The 1,402-nt window shown below is 70.0% G+C and carries 1 protein-coding gene; it reads left to right on the forward strand.

Annotated elements, in window-relative coordinates:
* Positions 1 to 88 precede the first annotated feature (88 nt).
* Positions 89 to 1,396, forward strand: a complete 1,308-nt coding sequence (locus tag AX669_RS08660) for an ISL3 family transposase (protein ID WP_006943264.1) — start codon at positions 89 to 91, stop codon at positions 1,394 to 1,396.
* The last annotated feature ends 6 nt before the right edge of the window (positions 1,397 to 1,402 follow it).

A 1,402-nucleotide genomic window follows, 5' to 3' on the forward strand; every position in this document is an offset into this window, starting at 1 on the left:
TCGGTTGAGCGCGTCGGTGGCCGGGTAGGGGTCGAGGTCTCCCGGATGATGGAAGTTCTTCACGCTCGCCATCCCGAAAGACCTCGACGTGCTCCACCCTACTTTCGCGACCCCTGACCTGACCACGTTCTGCCGCCTCGACGAGCTCGGCCTCGTCGCCGTCGGCCAGCTGATCGAGCCGGATCGGGCCACGATCGAATGCCGCGTCGTCGGGGACGACCCGTGGTGTCGGAAGTGCGGTGTCGAGGGCGTGCCGCGGGACACGGTCACGCGTCGACTGGCGCACGAGCCGTTCGGGCACCGGCCGACGACCCTGCTGGTGCGGGTGCGCCGGTACCGGTGCGGACACTGCCGGCGCACGTGGCGGCAGGACATGACGCGGGCAGCGGCGCCGCGTGCGAAGATCTCCCGCGGCGGCCTGGAGTGGGCGCTGCGGGGCATCGTCATCGACCACCTCACCGTCACCCGCGTCGCCGCAGGTCTCGGGGTGTCCTGGAGTGCCGCGAACACCGCCGTCCTCGCGGAAGGCAAGCGGCGCCTGATCGACGACCCCGCCCGGTTCGACGGGGTCACCACGATCGGTGTCGACGAGCACGTCTGGCGACACACGAGGCTGGGCGACAAGTACGTCACCGTGATCATCGACCTCACGCCCGCGAGGAACAAGACCGGGCCGGCGAGGCTGCTGGACATGGTCGAGGGCCGCTCCAAGGCGGTGTTCAAGCAGTGGCTCGCCGCCCGCCCTGCGGACTGGGCGAAGCGGATCGAGGTGGTCGCGATGGACGGCTTCGCCGGGTTCAAGACCGCTGCCGCCGAGGAACTCCCCGACGCCGTCCCCGTCATGGACCCGTTCCACGTGGTCCGCCTCGCCGGCGACGCGCTGGATGTCTGCCGGCGTCGGGTCCAGCAAGACACCACCGGTCACCGCGGGCTCAAGGGCGACCCGCTCTACAAAGCCCGCCGCACCCTGCATACCGGGGCGAGCCTGCTCACCGACCGGCAGCGGGCACGCCTGGACGCAGTGTTCGCGAGCGAGGAGCACGTCGAGGTCGAGGCGACCTGGGGCATCTACCAGCGCATCGTCGCGGCCTACCGGGAGCCCGACAAGAAGAAAGCGAAGGCGATGATGCAGGAGGTGATCGCTGCGATCAGCAGCGGCGTTCCCGCGGTGCTCGTCGAGGTCCGCAAGCTCGGCCGGACCATGAAGCAGCGGGCGGGCGACATCCTCGCGTTCTTCGACCGCCCCGGCACCAGCAACGGCCCGACCGAGGCCATCAACGGGCGACTCGAACACCTCCGCGGCTCCGCCCTCGGCTTCCGCAACCTCACCCACTACATCGCTCGGTCGCTGCTCGAAGCCGGAGGGTTCAGACCCGCGCTACACCCTCATTCGTGAAGAGCC

This window comes from Dermacoccus sp. CCH2-D9 (assembly GCF_001556795.1).
Lineage (GTDB): Bacteria > Actinomycetota > Actinomycetes > Actinomycetales > Dermatophilaceae > Dermacoccus > Dermacoccus nishinomiyaensis.